This window comes from Streptomyces sp. YIM 98790, assembly GCF_011421595.1.
Lineage (GTDB): Bacteria > Actinomycetota > Actinomycetes > Streptomycetales > Streptomycetaceae > Streptomyces.
This window is the reverse complement of sequence record NZ_WTLH01000109.1, coordinates 1-20845: the sequence shown is the minus strand read 5'-3', so window position 1 is coordinate 20845 and position 20845 is coordinate 1. Positions and strand designations below refer to the sequence as shown.

Below are 20845 nucleotides of genomic sequence, written 5' to 3'. Positions count from 1 at the left end.
GAACGGGCCGGCCCCGTTCCCCGGCCGGACGCGCCCGCCCCGGCGGGGGCGCCCCGGGGACCGGGCCCGGTCCCGCGCCTGGGCCGTCCGCGCTCCGCTGCTGCCCGCCCTCGTCTTCCTGATCGTGGTCACCCAGCTGCCCTTCCTGGGCACCCTGGTGATCTCCCTCTTCGACTGGAACTCCCTCTACCCCGACGCCCGCGAGTTCACCGGCCTCGGCAACTACTCCACCGTGCTTGCCGACGACCGGCTGCGCTCCTCCGTGGTCACCACCATCCTGCTGACCGTCACCGTCGTCCTGGTCACCCTCGTCCTCGGGCTGCTGCTGGCGCTGCTGCTGGACCGCCGCTTCCGGGGCCGGGGCCTGGTGCGCACCCTGCTGATCACCCCGTTCCTGCTGGTGCCGGTGGCCGCCGCGCTGCTGTGGAAGCACGTCCTCTACAACCCCGAGTACGGGCTGTTCAACGGGCTGCTCGGGCTGGCCGGCGGCCCTCAGCCGGACTGGATCTCGGAGCACCCGCTGGCCGCCGTCGAGGCCGCGCTGATCTGGCAGTGGACGCCCTTCATGATGCTGATCCTGCTGGCCGGGCTGCAGAGCCGGCCGCTGGACGTGGTCGAGGCGGCCCGCATCGACGGGGCGAGCGACTGGCAGATCTTCCGCCATCTCACCCTGCCGCACCTGCGGCGCTACCTCGAACTCGGCGCCCTGCTCGGGTCCATCTACATCGTCCAGCACTTCGACGCGGTGTTCACCATCACCGGCGGCGCACTGGACACCGCCAACCTGCCCTTCACCATCTACCAGACCTTCTACCAGGCGCACGAGTACGGGCTGGCCTCGGCGGCCGGTGTGCTGGTGGTGATCGGCACGATCATCCTGGCCACCTTCGCGCTGCGGGTCGTCTCGTCCCTCTTCACCGAGGAGGCGCACCGCTGATGACGACCACCCCGCCACGCACCCCGCCACGCACCCCACCACGCACCCCGCCACGCACCCCGCCGCGGCCGTCCGCCGCACCGGCGAAGCGCCCGCGTGCCCGGCTGCGTCCGGCCGCGCTCACCCTGCTGGCCTGGCTGGCCGGAATCCTCTTCGTGCTGCCCGTGGCGTGGATGGCACTGACCTCCTTCCACGCCGAGCCGGACGCCGCCACCAACCCGCCGTCCTTCACCGCACCGCTCACCCTGGACAGCTACCGGGAGTTCTTCGGGCTGAACGGCGGCGCCAGCCCCTGGCCGCCGCTGATCAACTCCACCACCGCCTCGGTCTGCTCCACCCTGCTGGTGCTGCTGCTGGCCCTGCCCGCCGCCTACGCGCTGTCCATCCGCCGGGTGGAGCGGTGGCGGGACGTGATGTTCTTCTTCCTCTCCACCAAGATGCTGCCGCTGGTCGCCGGGCTGCTGCCGGTCTACCTGATCGCCAAGAACACCGGCCTGCTGGACAACGTCTGGCTGCTGGTCATCCTCTTCACCGCGATGAACCTGCCGATCGCGGTGTGGATGATGCAGTCCTTCCTCGCCGAGGTCCCGGCCTCGCTGATCGAGGCGGCCCAGATCGACGGCGCCCGGCTGCCCGTGGTGCTGGCCCGGGTGGTCGCGCCCATCGCCGCGCCCGGCATCGCCGCCACCGCGCTGATCTGCTTCATCTTCTCCTGGAACGAGATGCTGTTCGCGCGGGTCCTCACCGGGGTCACGGCCGAGACCGCCCCGGTCTTCCTGACCGGCTTCATCACCAGCCAGGGCCTGTTCCTGGCCAAGGTGTCGGCCGCGTCGCTGGTCATCTCCCTGCCGGTGCTCGCCGCGGGGTTCGCCGCCCAGGACAAACTCGTCCAGGGCCTGTCACTGGGAGCCGTCAAGTGAAAGCCGCACTGATCGAGGCGCCGGGAGCCGTCACCGTCAGCACCGTGGAGGACCCGGCCCCCGGGCCCCGGCAGGTGGTCGTGCGGGTCGCGGCCTGCGGACTGTGCGGCACCGATCTGCACATCATGCAGGGCGAGTTCGCCCCGACGCTGCCCATCGTCCCCGGTCACGAGTTCGCCGGGGAGGTCGTCGCCCTCGGCCGGGGCGTCACCGAGCTCGCCGTCGGCGACCGGGTGGCCGTCGACCCCTCCCTCTACTGCCACGAGTGCCGCTACTGCCGCACCGGCCACGCCAATCTCTGCGACAACTGGCAGGCCATCGGGGTGTCCCGGCCCGGCGGGGCAGCCGAGTACGCGCTCGCCCCGGTGGCCAACTGCGTCTGGCTCCCCGACCACATCACCACCGAGGACGCCGCCCTGATCGAACCGTTGTCCTGCGCGGTGCGCGGCTACGACGTGCTCTCCGCCCGGATGGGCGCGCACGTCCTGGTCTACGGCTCCGGCACCATGGGGCTGATGATGCTGGAGCTGGCCAAACGCACCGGCGCGGCCTCGGTGGAGGTGGTGGACATCAACCCCGACCGCCTGGCCACCGCCCGCGCCCTGGGCGTGACCGCCACGGCCACGCACGCCGGCGAACTCGACCGCCCGCAGGGCTGGGACGTGGTCATCGACGCCACCGGCAACGCCAAGGCCATCCAGGACGGGCTGGGCCGGGTCGCCAAGGCGGGCACCTTCCTCCAGTTCGGAGTGGCCGACTACGCCACCACCGCCGTCATCGAGCCCTACCGCATCTACAACCAGGAGATCACCATCACCGGCTCGATGGCCGTGCTGCACAGCTTCGAACGCGCCGCCGAACTGTTCGCCGCCGGTGTCATCGACCCGGCCGTCTTCATCAGCGACCGCTTCCCGCTCGGCGACTACCCGCAGGCCCTGGAACGCTTCGCCGCGGGCCAGGGCCGCAAGATCCTCGTCCGGCCCTGACCGGTGGCCCGGCCCCCGCGGGGAGCCCGCCGCGCCCGGATCAGCGGACGATATGCCTGACGAAGGCGGTCCAGGCGGGGGCCGGGATGCTCAGACCGGCGGCATCCGGCTGCTTGCTGTCCCGGACGGGCACGGCACCGGGTATGCCGTCACACACCTCCAGGCAGCTTGGTCCGCCGTTGTCGCTGTAGCTCGACTTGCGCCATGCCTGTTGCGGACTGCTTGCGGTCATGGGAGTTCCCTGACGTGAGTGTCGATGAGTTCGGCCGACTGCTGCGGGGACAGCGCCACCGCCCGGAGCAGATCATAAGCATGGGCAGCGGCGGTGACCTCCCCAGTATCCGGGCTCAGCCGACCCTGCGGATACCCGTCGATATAGACAACGGTTTCGCCCTCCTCCGGCGTGAGCAGGGTAAAGGGACCTGCCAGTGCGGGCCGCGCCGGGACCGTGCGCGGGATGACCTGGATGACGGTGCGGGGATGCTGCCCGGCCTCCAGCAGGTGCCGCAACTGCCTGCGGACCACGTCCGGACCGCCGATGTGCCGCATGAGGGCAAACTCGTCGATGATGAACCAGGTGTGGGGCAGTGGTTCCCTGGCGAAGATCTCCTGCCGGGACATGCGCACGGCCACCAGCTCCGCCAGGTTCTCCGGCCTGACGGCATCGAGCATCGCATGGGCGTACTCCTCCGTCTGCAACAGCCCCGGAACAACCTGCCCCTCGAACGACCGGATGGAGACGGCGTCCCGCTCCAGTTCGATGTAGGGCAGGAACCAGCGCGGGTACGCGTAGCGGAGCACCAGGGCGTGGAGGCGGGTGAAGTAGCCGTCCGTTCCGAAGGCGCGGTCCAGGTCGGCCGCGAGGACATCGGAGGCGATGAGCCGGGCCTTTTCCACCTTGCTGATCATCGACTGCGTCGAGCGGGCCTCCCTCGCGGTCCGCTCCTGGGACCAGCCGGCCTTCTTCCGGTACGCGGCGAGCTGCTCACCGAAGAACGTCAGGACCGAGTCCTCGGGGGCGGCGGTCTGGTCAAGTTCGATCGTCACGGCGTCCGACTCTCCTTCCCGGCCATGGAATTGAGGGGTTCATACGCTGGCACGTTCCCTGACGCGCTGTCCTGCCGATGGACTGGGTGCACTCGAATGAGGAGGAGGTATCCGGTTCATGGCTGTTCAGGAATTCACCACCGACCGGCACGCGCGGGCGGCCCGCCAGGCGCGCGATCTGCTGCGGGACATGCTCGGCATGGTGGGCGTGACCGCCCCGGTCCGGCTGGTCGGGGACGAGGGCCGGCTGCGGGTCGGCATCGCGCCCCTGACCGTGGAGGACGCGGCGGCGGTGGGCAATCTGCTGCTGACCGGCGCGATGGCGCACCGCATCACGCTGGAGCCGGGCGCGGCCGTCTGGTCCGTCCGCCACGGCCAGGTCTGCACGGTGACCCGGGTGGACCGCCGCCGGGTCACGCTCCGGTCGGAGATCAGCGGCGAGGAGCTCTGCACCGTGCCCAGCGATCTGCGGGCGGCCCACATGTCCGAGATCCTGTGGGCCCGGAAGCTGGCCGGGCACGAGGGCCATTGACCGCTCTCATGCCGCTCTCCTCGCGGCATGGGCCGTCCGGGGCGGCTGTAGGGTCGCAGGCGTCGTCGACCGGGGGAGAGGGCTCGGTGCATCCTGCTGCGCGCACGTTCCAGGTGCTGTTCCTGCTCGGAGGGCTGGCGATGTTCGTCTACGCCCTGAGCGTCATGGGGTCCAGCCCGAACACCATGGCGGTCTCCTTCTCCTACACGTGCACCGCCGAGAACCGGGGCACCGCGGAGAGCCCCCGGCCGGAGGAGACCTGCAGCTCGCAGCACGGATCGTTCGAGTGGCCGGGGGAGGCGATGGTCGCGGGGCTCTCCGGCGTCGGGCTCATGCTGGGCTCAGTGGCCGTGTCCATCGGCTCGCCGCGGCGGCCGGCCGCGGTGGCAGGGGGAGCGTCCTTTGCCGCGCCACAGGGCGGACCGGGGGCGCCGCCGCCCCCGGTCGGCGGGCCGGGGGCGCCGCCGCGCGGCTTCTGACCGGCGCCNGCCCCCGGTCGGCGGGCCGGGGGCGCCGCCGCGCGGCTTCTGACCGGCGCCGGTGACGCGCCCGGCGCCGGGCGCGTCACCAGGTGAGGGTGTAGACGTGCAGGGTGAAGTCCGGTGAGGGGGACCAGTCCCGCTCGGGGGAGCGGACGAAGCCCAGGCGCCGGTACAGACGGTGGGCGCTGTGCATCCGCGGTGATGTGGACAGGGCCATGCCGCGCATGCCGAGCCGCCGGGCGCGGCCGATGCAGGCGCGCACCAGTGCCTCGCCGACGCCCCGGCCGCGCGCCCCGGGGGAGACGGCCAGCATGCGGAACTCGGCCTCGTCCGGCCGGGATATCTCCGCATAGGGGCCGTCGGGCGTGAAGGTGACGGTGCCGAGGAGGGCGCCGTCCGCGGGATCGACGGCGACCAGCAGCGTGGCCTCGGCGGCACGGCGGGCGGTGTCGCGCAGGGTGGCCAGGTAGGGGTCCTCGGTGCCGAGGCTGAGCAGGCCGTCGCTGAGATAGGCGCTGCCGAGCAGATCGGCGACGGGCAGCAGCTCCTCGGGAAGGGCCTCGCGGATGGTGACGTCCATCAGGCCATGGTGCGGCATGGCACGGACAGTGCGGCCGCGCGGGTGCCCCCGCCCGGGAACGGGGGCGCCCGTGTAAAGCGGCCGGTCCGGGTGCCCGGACGGAATCCTGCTCCGTGCTCCCGCGGGAAGAGCGGCGAGCGGCACCGCGTCGCCGGCTACGTGCGGGGGCGTTCGAGGTTGGCGACGAACTTGTAGCGGTCGCCGCGGTAGACCGAGCGCACCCACTCCACCGGATCGCCGTTGCTGTCCCGGGAGTGCCGCGAGAGCATCAGCATCGGCAGGCCGACGTCGGTGCCCAGCAGACCGGCCTCCCGGGGGGTGGCCAGCGAGGTCTCGATGGTCTCCTCGGCGTGCGCCAGGTGCACCCCGTAGACCTCGGCCAGCGCGGTGTAGAGCGAGGTGTACTTCACCAGGGAGCGGCGCAGTGCCGGGAAACGCTCCTGGGACAGGTGGGTGGTCTCGATGGCCATCGGCTCGCCGTTGGCCAGCCGCAGGCGCTCGATGCGCAGCACCCGGCCGCCCTCGGGGATGTCCAGCAGCCGGCTGAGCCGGTCGTCGGCGGTGATGTAGCCGATCTCCAGCAGCTGCGAGGTGGGCTCCAGGCCCTGCGCGCGCATGTCCTCGGTGTAGGAGGTCAGCTGCAGCACCTGGGCCACCTTGGGCTTGGCCACGAAGGTGCCCTTGCCCTGGATGCGCTCCAGCCGGCCCTCGACCACCAGCTCCTGGAGGGCCTGCCGCACCGTGGTGCGGGAGGTGTCGAATTCCGCGGCCAGTGAGCGCTCCGGCGGCACCGGGGTGCCCGGCGGCATGGTCTCCGTCATGTCCTGAAGGTGCCGCTTGAGCCGGTAGTACTTGGGCACCCGCGCGGTGCGCGCGCGATCCCCGTCCGCGCCTGCCGTGCCCTGTCCACCTGCGGCGTTGCTGCCGGAACCTGCTGCGGCGGTCCCGGACGACGCGGCGCTGACAGCGCTTGCTTCGGTCACCTTGGCGCGCCTCCCCGGCTCTTTCTGTGCTGCTGACACCGGCTCCTCCGAATAGTGCGGCTCAATCGTGTCATGGGCCGTAACCCGGGCGCTTCTTCACGCAGATGTCGTTCCGATAACGGACGGAGCCGGTCTCTTGTGCGGCCCTTGACACCCCTACTGGTCTAGTCCAGCCTGTCATGCAACTGGTCTACACCTCTTGAGTACACCACTAAAGGCCGTCCCGTGACCAGGCGCAAGGGGGTCCGGCCTCCCCCTGAGGAGGATGACGTGAAGCGCAAGCTTATGGCAGCCATCGGCGTGGCAGCGATGGCCGCAGGTGTGGTCGCGTGCGGCAGCGACGGCGACAGTGGCAAGGACAACGCGGGCAACGGGGGAGGCGGCGACAAGCCGGATGCGATCACCGTATGGATCATGACCGGTTCGGCCCCCGACACCTGGCTGGAGGAGCTCAACACCGCCTTCGAGGCCGAGCACGGGGTCGACGTCAAGGTCGAGATCCAGGAATGGAACGGCATCCAGGAGAAGATCACCACCGCCCTCTCCGAGGACGGCACCGTGGACGTCCTGGAGATCGGCAACACCCAGACCGTGGGCTTCGCCGCCACCGGCGGCCTTGCCGAGCTCGGTGACCTGGGCGGCGAGCCGTGGAACGCCACCATGCTGGAGTCCGCCCAGGTGGACGGCACCCTTTACTCCGTTCCCATGTACGGTGCCAACCGGGTCGTCATCTATGACAAGGCGATCTGGGCGGAGGCCGGTGCCGAGGTCCCGACCACCCGCGAGGAGTGGATCGAGGCCCTGGAGACCATCGAGGCCAACACCGATGCCCAGCCGATCTACCTGCCCGGCCAGTCCTGGTACGTGGCCGGCGGCTTCATCGCCGACGAGGGCGGCGCCTTCGCGGTCAAGGAGGGCGAGGAGTGGGCCGGCTCCCTCAACACCCCGCAGGCGCAGGCCGGCATGGAGTTCTACCAGCAGCTCCAGGAGTTCTCCACGGCCCCCAAGGACACCGACGAGGCCACCCCGCAGCAGTCCGTCGACGTGGTCCCCAACGAGGAGGTCGCCTCCTGGATCGGCCTGGGCTGGGAGGCCGGCGGTGCCATCGCCGCCATTGAGGAGAAGGGCGAGACGGCCGACTTCGGCTACTTCCCGATCCCCGGCAAGACCGCCGACGAGCCGGGCCACGTCTTCCTGGGCGGCTCCAACCTGGCCGTGGCCGAGCGGGCCGGGAGCAAGGAGTACGCCGGCAAGTGGCTGGAGATGGCCACCTCCCAGGAGTGGGCGCAGAAGTACGTGGACGCCATGGGCGGCGGCGTGGTGCCCAACCGCACCGATGTGACCGCCAGCCCGGAGGCCGGCTCCTTCGCCGAGGCCATGGTGCAGGCCGCGAACGTCGGCTACCTTCCTCCGCTGACCACCGGGTGGGCCAATGTCGAGACCGACCCGAACCCCATCAAGGAGTTCATGACCAAGGTGCTCAACGGTGACGACTACGCCGCGGCGGCCGAGGCCGCCGACGCGGAGATCACGGACCGCATCAACCGCGAGTGACACCTGCTCCGCAGGGGCCGCCGGCGCGATTCCCCGCCGGCGGCCCCGGGGGCTGTCCGGACCCCGGCACGGCGCCGGACGGCGTGCCGCCGGACGGCACGGCGCGAGCACCGGCGCGAGAACCCGGCGCGAGAACCCGGCGCGAGGACGAGCACGAGGAAGACGGAAGACACGACTATGACGGCTCAGACCCCGGGCATACCCGCCGCCGCGGAGGCGCGCGGCCGGCCCCGCCGGCCCCCGGCGGCCGGCCTGGTGCCCTATCTGCTGATCCTGCCCGCGGCGGCCTCCCTCGCCCTGATCCTGGGCTGGGCGCTGCTGCGCAACGTGCTGATCTCCTTCCAGGAGTTCGGCAAGCGGCAGATCATCACCCGCACCACCGAGTGGACCGGCCTGGACAACTACGCGGACGTCCTCAGCGACGACCGCTTCTGGGCCACCGTCGTGCGGACCTTCGTCTTCATGGGCGCCAACGTGGTGCTGATCATGGTGATCGGCACCCTGGTGGGGCTGCTGCTCAACCGGCTCGGCAAGCGGATGCGGCTGACCCTCTCCATCGCCCTGGTGCTCGCCTGGGCCATGCCGATCATCCCCAGCACGACCGTCTTCCGCTGGCTGTTCGACACCCAGTTCGGCCTGGCCAACTGGGTCATGCGCACGCTCGGCTTCGAGGGCTACGAGCAGCACAACTGGTTCCAGTCCGGCTTCTCCACCCTCACCATCGCCACCGTCCTCATCGTGTGGATGTCGGTCCCGTTCGTGGCGCTCAACCTCTACGCGGGCCTGACCACCATCAGCGGCGAGATCTACGAGGCCGCCCGGATGGACGGCGCCTCCGCCTGGCGGATCTTCTGGTCCGTCGTGCTGCCCATCATGCGGCCGTTCTTCCTGATCACCACCTTCCTGGAGATCATCTGGGTGTTCAAGGCGTTCGCCCAGGTCTACGCCCTCAACAGCGGCGGCCCGGACCGCGAGTCCGAGACCCTGCCGGTCATGGCGTACATCGAGGGCATGGGCCAGCAGCAGTTCGGCGCCGCCGCCGCGATCTCCGTGCTCACCCTGCTGATCCTGCTGGTCGCCCTGTCCTTCTACTTCCGCCTGATCCTCAAGCAGGAGAAGGAGCAGCAGTCATGAGCCCCGACTTCACGGCCTCGCCCGAGCAGACCACGGACCGCATGGCCGGGCTGAATGTGTCCGGGCCGCTGGGGGCTCCGCCGGCCGCCGACCCCGTCCGGCAGACCGTGGCCGACGGCACCGGCCGCGGCGACGCCGCCCGCGACGCCGTTCGCGACGCCGGGCGCACCAGCAAGGAAGGGGCCCCGGGCCGGGCCGCCCCGCCCGTGCGGCGGGCCCCGCGCGGCCGGTCCGGCCTGTTCCGCCGGATCTGGCCCAACACCGCCGCCCTGCTGCTCACCGCGGTGTTCCTGTTCCCGGTGTACTGGATGATCTCCAGCTCGCTGAAGCCGCAGTCGGACATCCTCACCAAGGACCCGGCCTTCTTCTTCATCCCCACCTTCGACAACTACTCCACCGCCACTGGTGCAGACCTGTTCTGGACCTATGCCGCCAACAGTGTGATCGTCACCCTGGGCGCGGTGCTGCTGGCCCTGCTGGTCGCGCTGGCGGCCGGTTTCGCCCTGGCCCGGATGCGGTTCAAGGGCCGCCGGGCCATGGTGCTGGTGGTGATGGTGGCCCAGATGGCGCCCTGGGAAGTGCTCATCATCGTGATGTACCTCAACGCCCGCGACCTGGACATGCTGAACAGCGTCTGGTCGCTGACGCTGATCTACTTCGTGATGGCGCTGCCCTTCACCATCTGGACGCTGCGCGGCTTCATCGCCGCCGTGCCCAAGGACCTGGAGGAGGCCGCCATGATCGACGGCTGCAGCCGGACCGGCGCCTTCTTCCGGGTGATCTTCCCGCTGCTCGCCCCCGGCCTGATGGCCACTTCGATCTTCGGCTTCATCATGGCCTGGAACGAGTTCGCCATGGTGCTGGTGCTCAACAAGTCCCCGGAGGCGAAGACCCTGCCCATCTGGCTCTCCTCCTTCCAGACCGCGTTCGGCAACGACTGGGGCGCCACCATGGCCGCCTCCACCCTGGTGACCCTCCCGGTCGTGGTTCTCTTCCTGATCATCCAGCGACGGGTCACCGGAGGCATGGCCGCCGGTGCCGTGAAGGGATAGCAGACCAGCCCATGAGTGACGAAGCCCGCATCGCCCGCGACGCCCTGGCCGTCCTCCAGCCCGCCTTCGACGGCACCGGCACCGCCCCCGACTGGCTGCTGCGCGGCCTGGAGAACGGCATGACCGGGGTCGGCATCTTCGGCCGGAACGTGGTCTCGGCCGAACAGCTCGCCGCCCTCACCGGCCGGTTGCGGGCCGCCAACCCCGAGGTGCTGCTCGCCCTGGACGAGGAGGGCGGGGACGTCACCCGGCTGGAGGTGCGCACCGGCTCCTCCTTCCCGGGCAGCAACGCCCTGGGCGCGGTCGACGACCCCGCGCTCACCCGGGCCGTGGCCGCGGAAATGGGCCGCCGGATCGCCGCCGCCGGGCCCAACCTGGTGTGGGGGCCGTCCGCGGACGTCAACTCCGACCCGCGCAACCCGGTGATCGGGACCCGCTCCTTCGGCGACGACCCCGGGCTGGTCGCCCGGCACACCGCCGCCTTCGTGGAAGGGCTCCAGTCGGCCGGGATCGCCGCCTGCGTCAAGCACTTCCCGGGCCACGGCGACACCGACACCGACTCCCACCTGGCCATGCCGCGCATCCCGGTGGACCTGGACACCCTGCACGCCCGCGAGCTGGTCCCCTTCCGGGCGGCGATCGCGGCCGGCACCAGGTGCGTGATGTCCGCGCACATCGTGGTCCCGGCCCTGGACGCGGAACGGCCGGGCACGCTCAGCCCGGCCGTGCTGACGGGGCTGCTGCGCGCCCCGGTGAGCGAGGGCGGCCTCGGCTTCGAAGGGGTGATCTTCACCGACGCGCTGGACATGGACGCCATCGCCGCGACCTACGGCATGCCGCGCGGCGCCGCGCTGTCGATCGTCGCCGGGGCGGACGCCATCTGCGTGGCCGGCCGCGCCTCCGACTGGGCCGAGGTGGAGCGGCTCCGCGACGCCATCGTGGCCGCGGTCCGCTCCGGCGAACTGCCCGAGGAGCGGCTGCACGACGCCGCCGAGCGGGTGCGCGCGCTGGGCCGCTGGGCCGCGGAGCAGCGCACCGCACACCACCCCGCGCGGCCTGCCGCCGCACAGCCCGGGGCGGGAGGAGACGCAGCCGGCGCGGCGGGAACGGCGGCCGGTGCCGACGGGGAGATCGGCCTGGCCGCCGCCCGCCGCGCCCTGCGGATCACGCCCGGCGACCCGGGCGCGCCGCGGCCGGTGCTCACCGCCCCGCCCTATGTCGCCGAGTTCTCCGCCGCCGCCAACATCGCGGTCGGCGCCGAGACCGCCTGGGGCGTGGGCTCCCACCTGGACCGGCTGCTGCCCGGCACCCGGGTCGCCCGCTACGGCCGGGAACGGGCCGAGGCGGACGGCACCGGGCGGCTGGTGGCGGACATCCTGGCGGGCGCCGGGGAGCGCCCGGTGGTGGCCGTGGTGCGCGACGTCCACCGGCACCCCTGGATGGCCGCCGCGCTGGACGCGCTGCTGGCCGCCCGTCCCGACACCCTGGTGGTGGAGATGGGCATCCCGCAGGCCCCGCCGCGCGGCGCGCTGCACCTCGCCACCCACGGCGCCGCCCGGGTCTGCGGCCAGGCCGCGGCCGAGGCCCTCACCGATGCCTCGGCCTGAACCGGCGTCGCCCCCTCCGCCGCTGTACCGAACCACCCCGCCCGACTGGAGGCACTTGCAATGACCGCGCAGGCCGGACGCATCATGGCCCGGGAGATCGCCGAACAGCCGGCCGTGCTGCGTCGGCTGCTCGACGAGGGCGCGGCCCGCATCCGGGCCGTGGCCGGGGAGATCGCGGCGCGCGCCCCGCGCTTCGTGCTGCTCACCGCGCGCGGCACCTCGGACAACGCGGCGCTGTACGCCAAGTACCTGCTGGAGATCCGGCTCGGCAAGCCCTGCGGGCTGACCTCGATGTCGGTCACCACCGCCTACAACGCCCGGCAGGACCTGACCGATGTGCTGGTGATCACGGTGAGCCAGTCCGGCGGCTCGCCCGATCTGGTGGCCTCCACCAAGGCCGCCCGGGAGGCCGGGGCGATCACCCTTGCCGTGACCAACAACCCGGACTCCCCGCTGGCCGCGGTCAGCGAGTACCACATCGACATCCTGGCCGGGCCGGAGCGTGCCCTGCCCGCGACCAAGACCTACACCGCCTCGCTGCTGGCCCTGTACCTCTTCGTGGACGCCCTCGGGGCCGGTGGCGGGGGCCCGGCCGCGGCCGGGGCGGCCGGGGCGGCCGGGGAACTGCCCGCGCTGGCCGGGAAGATTCTCGCCCGCGGCCCGGAGATCCGCTCGCTGGCCGCCCGGTACCGCTTCGCCGAACGGATGGTCATCACCTCCCGCGGCTACGGCTACCCCACCGCCAAGGAGGCGGCGCTGAAGCTGATGGAGACCAGCTACATCCCCGCCCTGTCCTACTCCGGCGCCGATCTGCTGCACGGCCCGCTGGCCATGGTGGACAACGTCTCCCCGGTGATCGCCATCGTGACCGAGGGGCACGGCGGCACCGCGCTGCGGCCGGTGCTGGAGCGGCTGGCCGACCGCGGCGCCGACCTGATGGTGATCGGCCCGGCCACGGCCGTGGCCGGCGCCTCGGCCGGTTTCGTGCTGCCCACCGAGGGCGTCCCGGAGGAGCTCCAGCCGGTCCTGGAGATCCTGCCGCTCCAGCTGCTGGCCCACGAGGTGACCATCGCCCGCGGCCAGGACCCCGACGCCCCCCGCTCCCTGGCCAAGATCACCGAAACCCGCTGACGGTTTGTCACAATCCGGCGACCCGGGTTTCGCCGGCGGCCCGGGCGGTCACACCCCTGTCGGGCAGGAACTTCAGGCACGCGAGGGGGAGCGGTCTGATGAAGGATGCCGTCTTGTTCGGGGTGCTGGGGCTGCTGCTGTGCCTGGTGGTGTACACCCTGCTGCGCCAGATCACCGCCCGCAGCCGCGCCCGGAACCGCCCCGCCATGTCCATCGGCCGGGAGGCCCGCACGCTGTACGAGGTCGCCTATCTCGCCGGGGGGCCGGAGCGGGTGGCGGACACGGCGATGTGCTGGCTGCAGGTGCGGGGAGCCGTACGTCTCGGCCCTGGCTGGATTCGGCCCGACCGTCCGCCGCTCTCCACCGACGCGGTGGAACGGGCGGTCCTGGACCAGCTGTCGGAGCCGTCCGCGGCGCGCAGCATCGAAGCGGTGCGCCGCGGGGCCGGTGCCGCCCCCGCGGTACTGGCCGTGGGCGAGCGGCTGGCCGCCAGAGGGCTGGCCCATGACGCCGCCGACTGGCGCCGGTGGCAGCGCACCGGATGGGAGCATCTGGCGTCCTGTTTCCTCGCCCTGGTCTACGCGATGGTGACGGCGCCCGAGGTCGGTTCCGGACCGGCGTGGGGACTGGCATGGGTCGCGGCCAGCGCGCTGCTGACCGGACAGGTGCTGTGGGCACCGGGCGTGCCGCGCACCGGGGCCGGCCGTGCCGTACTGCGCCGGGTGCGCCGGTCGAATCCCTGGCAGGGAACCGGCGCCGCGGCGGCGGTGGCGCTGGCCGGACTGTCGGCACTGCCGGTGTCGGCCGGCTGGGGGTATTCGGGTGCCACCGGTTCCGGTGCCCCTGCCTCCCACGGTGGCTGCGGCGACGGCTCCATCGCCGGCGGCGGAGGAGGGGGCTGCGGCGGCTGCGGCGGTGGCGGCGGCACCGGTGGCGGCGGTGGCGGCGGTGGCGGCGGTGGCGGCGGTGGTGACAGCAGTGACGGTGGTTGCGGAGGCAGTGACGGTGGTTGCGGAGGCGGTGACGGCGGTTGCGGTGGCTGCGGCGGCGGTGGCTGCGGGGGAGGCGGGGAGTGAGCGGCGGGGGTGCGGGCGGCCGGGACCGGGCCGCCCGCACCCCCGCTTCCGCAGGCGTGCGGTGGAGCCGCGTCAGAGCCGCACGCCGCCGCTGGTGTCGATCCACTGGCCGGTGATCCAGCGGGCGTCGTCGGAGGCCAGGAAGGCCACCACATCGGCGATGTCGGCGGGTTCGCCCACCCGGCCGAGGGCCGCCAGGGCGCCCGCCTGGCTGCGGGCCTCCGGGGCGGAATCCAGATACGGGGCCGACATGTCGGTGTCCGTGGCGCCGGGTGCCACCGCGTTGACGGTGATCCGGCGCGGCCCCAGCTCGTTGGCGAGCGTCCTGGTGAACACGTCCACCGCGCCCTTGCTGGCGGCGTAGGCGATCAGCCGGCCCTCCAGCACCACCCGGGTCACCCTGCTGGAGATGTTGACGATCCGCCCGCCCTCGCTCAGCCGCCCCAGCGCCGCCTGGGTGACGAAGAACGGGGCCTTGGCGTTGACCGCGAAGATGTGGTCGAAGTCCTCCGCGGTCAGCTCCTCGATGGCTGACCAGTTGCCGGACACCCCGGCGTTGTTGACCAGGATGTGCAGCTCGTCCGCCTCCCGGTCGAAGGCTTCCCAGAGCTGCTGCGGGCCGTCGGGCGTGCTCAGGTCCGCCCGGAGCGGGAAGGCGCTGCCGCCCTCGGCCTCGATCGCGGCCACGGTCTCCTTGGCCGCCGTCTCGCTGCTGCCGTAGTGCACGGCCACCCGGGCGCCGTCCCGCGCCAGCCGCCGGGCGATGGCCCGCCCGATGCCCCGGCCGGCGCCGGTCACCACTGCCGTCCTGCCGATGAGTGTGGCCATGCCGCACCCTCTTTCTGTAGTGAGCGATACATATTTGGAGCGCGGTGGGCACGGTAGCACCCGTCGGGGTGGATTGTGTAGCGAGCGCTAGATAATGGCCGGGCCGGGGCGGCGGTGCGGGGAGGCCGGCCCTCGGCTCAGAGTCCGGGCGGGGGTCCACCACGCGGAAACGTCCGGCGGGACCGGAGCAGAGCCCGGCTGCTGCTGTAGCGCACGCTATAGAAAATGTCCGGATCTGGCACCATGGGTGCCATGACGGAGAAACGGCGCGGGCGTCCCCGGTCCTTCGACCGGGACGCGGCTCTGCGGAAGGCGGTCGAGACCTTCTGGGAGCAGGGCTACGAGCCGACCTCCGTCTCCGATCTCACCCGGATCATGGGCATCGGCGCGCCCAGCCTCTACGCCGCCTTCGGGGACAAGAAGGCCCTCTTCCTGGAAGCGGTGGAGACCTACATGTCCGACTGCGGTGGCTTCACCCGGCGCGCGCTGGCCGAGGAGCCCACCGCGGGGGCGGCCGTGCACCGGCTGCTGCGGGAGGCCGCGGCCCACTACACCGAGCCCGGCCGCCCCCCGGGCTGCCTGGTCACCAATGCCGCGGTCAACTGCACCGACTCCTCCCGGGACGTGATGGAGAAGCTGCGGGGCCTGCGGGAGGGCAATGCGGCGCTCATCGAGGGCCGGATTCGCGCGGACATGGCGGCCGGGGTGCTGCCGGGCGACACCGACGCGGCCGGGCTGGCCCGGTTCGTCGCCGCCGTGATGCAGGGCATGAGCCAGCAGGCCCGGGACGGCGCCGGGCGGGCGGAACTGGAGGCGGTGGCGGAGACCGCCATGGCCGCCTGGCCGGGTGCGCGGGACGGCTGAGCGGCGGGCACGGAGGCGGCCCCGGGAACAGCCACGGGCCGCGGCGCCGGCGGGAGACCCTCAACTCCCCCGGCACCGCAGCCCGGAGCATCGCGGCCAGAGCACCGTCAGGGCAGAGAGTGCCGTGGCCTCGCTCTGTCCTCTTGTGCGGAGAGGACAGAAGCCTGCCGTCATTCTGGACTGGACCAATCACTTGTGTCCATGCTCTGAACGAAACCTGTCCGAGTTTTTGCTCTCGCCGCGGGGAATGGTCACCGTGATGTCGCCTCTTGAGGACATGATCACGGTGAGTGAGTTCGCCCCGGCGCCGTCCCGGGTGCCGTGCGGAGCAGGGGAAGTGCAGGTCAATGGTGTGACCGCCGGTAAGCTCGGCCGTGTGCCCTCCATGAACGACCTCGTCCGCGCGCACACCGACCTGGACGAGACCGATCTCGAATGGCTGCATCTGCTGGTGAGCGAGTGGCAGCTGCTGGCCGACCTCTCCTTCGCCGACCTGGTGCTGTGGCTGCCCACCCGGGACGGCGACCGCTACATCTCGGTCGCCCAGATGCGCCCCAACACCGGCCCGACCTCCTACCAGGACGACATGGTCGGCCACACCGTGCCACGCGGGCGCCGCCCGCTGCTGGACGCGGCCCTGGACGAGGGCCGCATCGTGCGCGAGGGCGACCCGGAGTGGCGCGAGGAGGTCCCGGTCCGGGTGGAGTCCATCCCGGTCCGCCGGGACAGCCGGGTGCTGGGCGTGATCGCCCGCAACACCAATCTGCTCACCGTGCGCACCCCCAGCCGGCTGGAGCTCACCTACCTGCAGAGCGCCGCCGACCTGGCCCAGATGATCGCCACCGGCGCCTTCCCCTACCCCGACCAGCAGGGCGGCATGGACCGCGCGCCCCGGGTCGGCGACGGCTTCATCCGGCTGGACGCCGACGGCATCGTCCAGTACGCCAGCCCCAACGCGCTCTCCGCCTACCACCGGCTGGGCCTGAACGCCGACCTGGTCGGCCTGGAACTCGGCCAGACCACCGCCGAACTGGCCCCCACCCGCGGCCCGGTGGACGAATCCCTGGTCAAACTGGCAAGCGGCTGGGCGCCCCGGGAGGCCGAGATCGAGGGCGCGGACTGCGTGATCCAGTTGCGCGCCATCCCGCTCAAGCCGCGCGGCGAGCGGATCGGCTCCATCATCCTGCTCCGCGACGTCACCGAACTCCGCCGCCGGGAACGGGAACTCCTCACCAAGGACGCCACCATCCGGGAGATCCACCACCGGGTGAAGAACAACCTCCAGACGGTGGCCGCGCTGCTGCGGCTCCAGTCCCGGCGGATAGGAGCGGCCGGCGGCGACAACCCCGACAGCCCGGCCAATCCGGCCAAGGTGGCCCTGGACGAGGCGGTCCGCCGGGTGGGCTCCATCGCCATCGTGCACGAGACGCTCTCCCAGAACCTGGACGAGCGGGTGGAGTTCGACGAGATCGCGGACCGGGTGCTGGCCATGGTGGCCGAGCTGTCCCCGGGCCGGATCACCCACCGCCGCACCGGGCGGTTCGGGGTGCTGGACGCCGAGACGGCCACCCCGCTGTCCATGGTGCTCACCGAGATCGTGCAGAACGCGCTGGAACACGCCTTCGGGCCGGGGGAGAAGGGCACGGTGGAGGTCGGCGCGGCCCGCAGCGAGTCGGGCCGCGGGCCGGGACGGCTGCTGGTCACCGTGCAGGACGACGGGCGCGGGCTGCCCGCCGGCTTCGATCCGCACACCTCCGGCAATCTCGGGCTGCAGATCGTCCGCACCCTGGTGGAGGGGGAGTTGGGCGGCCGGTTCGAGATGACCACGGCACACGAGGGCGGCACCCGGGTGATCATCGACCTCCCGCTGCCGCCCGCCAAGCGTTGAGCACCGTACCGCGGTGCTCTGCGGTACGGGGCTCGAAGCTTCGGGGCGCGGTGCTGCTGCGTGCTGCGTGCTCTGCGTGGTGCTGCGGTGCTGCGACTCGGGGTGGCGGGTGGTGGCCGGTCAGTGCGTGGCCCTCGCCCGGCGCTGAACCGTTGCTCAGGTCAGGCGGTGGCCTTGCGGGCGCGGTTGCGGGCGGCACGGCGCTTCATGGCACGACGCTCGTCCTCGCTCAGGCCGCCCCAGACGCCGGAGTCCTGGCCGGTCTCCAGTGCCCACTGCAGGCACTGTTCCTGAACGGGGCAGCGGCGGCAGACCGCCTTGGCCTCCTCGATCTGCAGCAGCGCAGGACCGGTGTTGCCGATCGGGAAGAAGAGTTCAGGGTCTTCTTCGCGGCAAACGGCGCGGTGACGCCAGTCCATGTCTGCTCCATCTCCTGCGGGTTGCAGTCTCGTTGCTTGTGAATGTGAACGCTTTCACGAGTCCCCCGACAGAAACGAGTCATTGCTCAGAGTCGCTGAAAGGACCCCTTGCCATGTCCCATTCGGGGCGAGAGGGGGGAGTCGGGCTCTCAAGGGACCGGCCGTGCGGCCCGTCCCGATCGCCATGTAGAGGTTCGCAAACCTCGGGCGCCGATACAACCCCTTCTGGAAAGTTTTTTTTGATTCTTCGGTGTCGCCTAGCTCACAACCCTAGTTCCAGCGGGTTGAGGCACGCCTAAACGTTCGACTGGAAGGACTTTCGGCGCTTCTACTCACACAATCACACGCAGTGCACGGGCTACGCCCGAGAAAGTCACGGCGGTGCGCACCCCGAGGTGGTCGCCGTCGAGCTGAAAGGGGAGCGGCTCCGTGGAACGCAGCGTGAACAGCGCAACGTCGTGGAGTGACAGCGCATGCTTGCCATGCACCCCGCGCTCCGGAGTGGAACGCAGCAGTTGCGTTCCGTACCGGGTCAGGGCCGTCGGGGAAAGACTGGTCAGCCCCATCACATCGAGCGCCGAGTCGAACGACGCCCCCGGAACGGGGTACACGGGCCGATTTCCCAGATAAGTCCACGGATTGGTGTTGCAGACTATCGTCATCACCAGACCGGTTACCGGTTCTTCACCGGGCCGCTCCACGCTGATCGTGCCCCGGGAGCGGCGCCCGCCGCCGAGGAACTGCCGCATCGTCTGCCGCACATACAGCGCATGGGTGGAGCGCTTCCCCCTCGCGCGCTGCGCCTCCACCCGGCCCACCACCCCGGCGTCGAAACCCAGGCCGGCACAGAAAGTGAACCAGCGGCCCGGCACCTCGGCGTCCAGGCTGTCCGCCGGGCCGGAGGCATGGCCCAGGCCGATCAGCCGCTCGCTGCCGGTGCGCAGCGCGTCCAGCAGCGCGCCGGTCGCCTCCACCACATCGTTGGGCATGCCCAGCGCGCGGGCGAAGACATTGGTGGAACCTCCCGGCACCACGGCCAGCCGGGGCAGCCGGTCCGGGTCCGGCCCGTGCTCCAGCAGACCGTTGACCACCTCGTTGACCGTGCCGTCGCCGCCGAGCGCGATCACCGCCTCCACCGAGCCCTGCTCGGCCGCCCGCCGCGCCAGCTCCCGGGCGTGGCCCCGGTACTCGGTGGCGGCCACTTCCAGCTTCAGCTCGCTGGCCAGCGCATGCGTCAGCACTTCACGGGTCCGGACACTGGTGGTTGTCGCCGCCGGATTCACCACGAGAAGTGCGCGCATGCCATGCAGCGTAACCGCCGCCCGCTCACCGCTGCGCGGGCGGAGCGTCCGGGGCCCGCGGCGCGGCGGGCGCCGGCCGGGGGAGCGGCGGGGGTGGCGCTACGCTGGCGGGGTGAGTGAGAAGGCCGCCCCCGAGGGGCCGAGGAGCCCGTCCGCCCCCGCCGCCCGCCCGCCGCGCACCGCCGCCGCGGCCGTGCTGACCGGCCTGCAGGGCCTGGTCACCGCCGGACTCGGGGTGCTCATGCTGGTGCTGGTGGTCACCGGAGAACCGGACGGCGTGGCGCAGGCCGTCACCGGCGCGGTGACCGTGCTGGCGCTGGCCGCGATCCCGCTCTCCGCCGCGCTCGGCCTGTGGCGGCTGCGCCGCTGGGCCCGGGGGCCGGCGGTCCTGGTGCAGATCCTCTGCCTGCCGATCGGTTTCGAACTCGTCGCCCAGGGCGGGCTGCTGCGGCCCGCCGGGCTGGCGCTGATGCTCGCCGCCGCGGCCGCGCTGGTGTGCCTGTTCTCCGCGCAGACCACCGAGGCGCTGGGCACCGCCGCGCCCGGAAGCCGTCCCGTCTGAGCCGTCCCGCCCGAGCCGTCCCGCCCGAGCCGTCCCCGCCGGAGCGTTCCGGCCGGCCGGAACGCTCCGGGGAGGAACGGTGGCTCACTCCTCGACGAGCAGCTTGTCGCGCAGCTGGGCCAGGGTGCGGGCCAGCAGCCGGGAGACATGCATCTGCGAGATGCCGACCTCCTGTGCGATCTGCGACTGCGTCATATTGCCGAAGAAGCGCAGCAGCAGGATCTTCTTCTCGCGCGGCGGCAGTTCCTCCAGCAGCGGCTTGAGCGACTCCCGGTACTCCACGCCCTCCAGGGCGTCGTCCTCCGCGCCCAGGGTGTCGGCCACGGCGGGTGATTCGTCGTCGGTGTCCGGGACGTCCAGGGAGAGAGTGGAGTAGGCGTTGGCCGACTCCAGACCCTCCAGCACGTCGTCCTCGGAGATCTTCAGCCGCTCGGCCAGCTCGTGCACGGTCGGCGCCCGGCCGTGCTGCTGGGACAGCTCGGCGGTGGCGGTGGACAGCGACAGCCGCAGCTCCTGGAGCCGGCGGGGCACCCGCACGGCCCAGCCCTTGTCGCGGAAGTGGCGCTTGATCTCGCCGACCACGGTCGGGGTGGCATAGGTGGAGAACTCCACACCGCGGTCCGGGTCGAAGCGGTCCACCGACTTGATCAGGCCGATGGTGGCCACCTGGGTGAGGTCGTCCAGCGGCTCGCCGCGGTTGCGGAACCGCCGCGCCAGGTGCTCGACCAGCGGCAGATGCATGCGGACCAGGCGGTCGCGCAGCTCCGCCCGCTGCGCCGAGCCCTCGGGAAGGGTGCGCAGCTCGATGAACAGGTCCCGGGCCGCGCCGCGGTCCTGCGCATTCCGGCCGCCGCCGTTGCCTCCGGCGCCGCCCGTGCCACCGCCCGGGAGCGGGCCCGGTGCGTCGGGCGAGGGGTGCGGGACGGCCTCCGGGGGCGCCTCCGGGGGCGGCCCGGCCGGGC

The 20845-nt window shown here is 72.1% G+C and carries 22 protein-coding genes; 14 read left to right on the top strand and 8 right to left on the bottom strand.

What is annotated here, in order from left to right; genetic code table 11:
- From GQS09_RS18065 to GQS09_RS18055, 3 genes are all read left to right on the top strand, one after another.
- On the top strand, window positions 1-937 hold a 937-nt coding region (locus GQS09_RS18065), incomplete at its 5' end, for a carbohydrate ABC transporter permease (protein WP_243761525.1).
- Complete coding sequence (locus GQS09_RS18060; protein ID WP_165987493.1) at window positions 937-1857, top strand: carbohydrate ABC transporter permease; 921 nt, start codon at window positions 937-939, stop codon at window positions 1855-1857. The genes GQS09_RS18065 and GQS09_RS18060, both read left to right, overlap by 1 nt.
- Window positions 1854-2843 carry a zinc-dependent alcohol dehydrogenase family protein gene (locus tag GQS09_RS18055; protein WP_165987492.1) on the top strand — a complete coding sequence of 330 codons (990 nt, stop codon included), beginning with the start codon at window positions 1854-1856 and terminating at the stop codon, window positions 2841-2843. The genes GQS09_RS18060 and GQS09_RS18055 overlap by 4 nt, the downstream gene beginning before the upstream one ends.
- 40 nt (window positions 2844-2883) lie before the next feature.
- On the opposite strand, the gene GQS09_RS18050 is transcribed toward GQS09_RS18055, so the two are convergent.
- Complete coding sequence (locus tag GQS09_RS18050; RefSeq protein WP_165987491.1) at window positions 2884-3075, bottom strand: DUF397 domain-containing protein; 192 nt, start codon at window positions 3073-3075, stop codon at window positions 2884-2886.
- The gene (locus GQS09_RS18045) at window positions 3072-3890 is read right to left on the bottom strand and encodes a helix-turn-helix transcriptional regulator (protein WP_313896199.1); all 819 of its coding nucleotides are present in this window, start codon (window positions 3888-3890) and stop codon (window positions 3072-3074) included. The genes GQS09_RS18050 and GQS09_RS18045 overlap by 4 nt, the downstream gene beginning before the upstream one ends.
- 118 nt (window positions 3891-4008) lie before the next feature.
- Here GQS09_RS18045 and GQS09_RS18040 point away from each other — a divergent pair, with 118 nt between their 5' ends.
- Together GQS09_RS18040 and GQS09_RS18035 are read left to right on the top strand one after the other, a co-directional pair.
- A complete protein-coding gene (locus tag GQS09_RS18040) occupies window positions 4009-4422 on the top strand; it encodes a hypothetical protein (protein ID WP_165987490.1) in 414 nt (137 codons plus the stop codon).
- A gap of 86 nt (window positions 4423-4508) precedes the next feature.
- Complete coding sequence (locus GQS09_RS18035) at window positions 4509-4901, top strand: hypothetical protein (RefSeq protein ID WP_165987489.1); 393 nt, start codon at window positions 4509-4511, stop codon at window positions 4899-4901.
- A gap of 85 nt (window positions 4902-4986) precedes the next feature.
- On the opposite strand, the gene GQS09_RS18030 is transcribed toward GQS09_RS18035, so the two are convergent.
- A complete protein-coding gene (locus GQS09_RS18030; protein ID WP_165987487.1) occupies window positions 4987-5484 on the bottom strand; it encodes a GNAT family N-acetyltransferase in 498 nt (165 codons plus the stop codon).
- Between the two features lie 155 nt (window positions 5485-5639).
- Entirely contained in the window at window positions 5640-6467 is an 828-nt protein-coding gene (locus GQS09_RS18025; protein WP_399552555.1) for a GntR family transcriptional regulator, read from the bottom strand.
- Between the two features lie 270 nt (window positions 6468-6737).
- Between GQS09_RS18025 and GQS09_RS18020 the strand changes: the two genes are divergently transcribed.
- The 6 genes from GQS09_RS18020 (at window position 6738) to GQS09_RS17995 (ending at window position 14021) form a co-directional block, all read left to right on the top strand.
- Window positions 6738-8021, top strand: a complete 1284-nt coding sequence (locus tag GQS09_RS18020) for an extracellular solute-binding protein (protein ID WP_165987485.1) — start codon at window positions 6738-6740, stop codon at window positions 8019-8021.
- A 177-nt stretch (window positions 8022-8198) separates the two neighbouring features.
- Entirely contained in the window at window positions 8199-9155 is a 957-nt protein-coding gene (locus GQS09_RS18015) for a carbohydrate ABC transporter permease (RefSeq protein ID WP_165987483.1), read from the top strand.
- 206 nt (window positions 9156-9361) lie between these two features.
- Complete coding sequence (locus GQS09_RS18010) at window positions 9362-10207, top strand: carbohydrate ABC transporter permease (protein WP_313896200.1); 846 nt, start codon at window positions 9362-9364, stop codon at window positions 10205-10207.
- A gap of 11 nt (window positions 10208-10218) precedes the next feature.
- Window positions 10219-11814, top strand: a complete 1596-nt coding sequence (locus tag GQS09_RS18005; protein ID WP_165987481.1) for a glycoside hydrolase family 3 protein — start codon at window positions 10219-10221, stop codon at window positions 11812-11814.
- 60 nt (window positions 11815-11874) lie between these two features.
- A complete protein-coding gene (locus GQS09_RS18000; RefSeq protein WP_165987478.1) occupies window positions 11875-12945 on the top strand; it encodes an SIS domain-containing protein in 1071 nt (356 codons plus the stop codon).
- A gap of 98 nt (window positions 12946-13043) precedes the next feature.
- Window positions 13044-14021: a TIGR04222 domain-containing membrane protein gene (locus GQS09_RS17995; protein WP_165987476.1), complete on the top strand. Its 978-nt coding sequence runs from the start codon at window positions 13044-13046 to the stop codon at window positions 14019-14021.
- Between the two features lie 72 nt (window positions 14022-14093).
- On the opposite strand, the gene GQS09_RS17990 is transcribed toward GQS09_RS17995, so the two are convergent.
- Window positions 14094-14849, bottom strand: a complete 756-nt coding sequence (locus GQS09_RS17990; protein WP_165987474.1) for a glucose 1-dehydrogenase — start codon at window positions 14847-14849, stop codon at window positions 14094-14096.
- Between the two features lie 252 nt (window positions 14850-15101).
- On the opposite strand from GQS09_RS17990, the gene GQS09_RS17985 reads away from it, so the two are divergent.
- Complete coding sequence (locus tag GQS09_RS17985; protein WP_165987472.1) at window positions 15102-15713, top strand: TetR/AcrR family transcriptional regulator; 612 nt, start codon at window positions 15102-15104, stop codon at window positions 15711-15713.
- 385 nt (window positions 15714-16098) lie between these two features.
- Window positions 16099-17601: a PAS domain-containing sensor histidine kinase gene (locus tag GQS09_RS17980; protein ID WP_207957975.1), complete on the top strand. Its 1503-nt coding sequence runs from the start codon at window positions 16099-16101 to the stop codon at window positions 17599-17601.
- A gap of 161 nt (window positions 17602-17762) precedes the next feature.
- Here GQS09_RS17980 and GQS09_RS17975 read toward each other — a convergent pair whose 3' ends face one another.
- Together GQS09_RS17975 and GQS09_RS17970 are read right to left on the bottom strand one after the other, a co-directional pair.
- Window positions 17763-18020, bottom strand: coding sequence for a WhiB family transcriptional regulator (locus tag GQS09_RS17975; RefSeq protein WP_093840606.1), 258 nt, complete (start codon window positions 18018-18020; stop codon window positions 17763-17765).
- A 332-nt stretch (window positions 18021-18352) separates the two neighbouring features.
- Window positions 18353-19321 carry a diacylglycerol kinase family protein gene (locus tag GQS09_RS17970; RefSeq protein WP_165987468.1) on the bottom strand — a complete coding sequence of 323 codons (969 nt, stop codon included), beginning with the start codon at window positions 19319-19321 and terminating at the stop codon, window positions 18353-18355.
- Between the two features lie 112 nt (window positions 19322-19433).
- Here GQS09_RS17970 and GQS09_RS17965 point away from each other — a divergent pair, with 112 nt between their 5' ends.
- On the top strand, window positions 19434-19883 hold the full coding sequence (locus GQS09_RS17965) for a hypothetical protein (RefSeq protein ID WP_165987467.1): 450 nt from the start codon (window positions 19434-19436) through the stop codon (window positions 19881-19883).
- Window positions 19884-19967: 84 nt separating this feature from the next.
- On the opposite strand, the gene GQS09_RS17960 is transcribed toward GQS09_RS17965, so the two are convergent.
- Window positions 19968-20845 (bottom strand): RNA polymerase sigma factor SigF (locus GQS09_RS17960; protein ID WP_165987465.1); only part of this gene is annotated, 878 nt, incomplete at its 5' end.